The 275-nt window shown below is 58.9% G+C and carries 1 protein-coding gene; it reads right to left on the bottom strand.

What is annotated here, in order from left to right; genetic code table 11:
- On the bottom strand, positions 1-275 hold a 275-nt coding region (locus R0J92_RS22905; protein ID WP_411053358.1), incomplete at both ends, for an ABC transporter permease subunit.

The following is a 275-nucleotide window of genomic DNA, read 5'->3' as shown; positions in this document are numbered from 1 at the left end:
ATAGGCCGCGAAAGAGATCGTCAGCGCGGCAAGTCCATATGGCCATGCCTCGCGCAGATAAGGCCAGATAAAGGAGCCGCGAATGCCGGGAATGGAGGGGAACAGCGAACCAAGGCCGTAATAGAGCAGCCACAGCTGCAGCAGCAACGGTGTTCCCCGGATGACGGTGCAGAACGCCTTCGCTGGCCAGCTCAACCACCATGGGCCAGTCACCTGAAGCAATCCGAGGGGAAGAGCGAGCATAAACCCCAGAATTGCAGACCCGAACAGCATGA

The organism is Tritonibacter sp. SIMBA_163 (assembly GCF_046535935.1).
In the GTDB taxonomy this organism is placed as follows: Bacteria; Pseudomonadota; Alphaproteobacteria; order Rhodobacterales; family Rhodobacteraceae; genus Epibacterium; species Epibacterium scottomollicae.
Note: the sequence above shows the minus strand (reverse complement) of the source record. Positions and strands in the feature narration are given on the sequence as shown.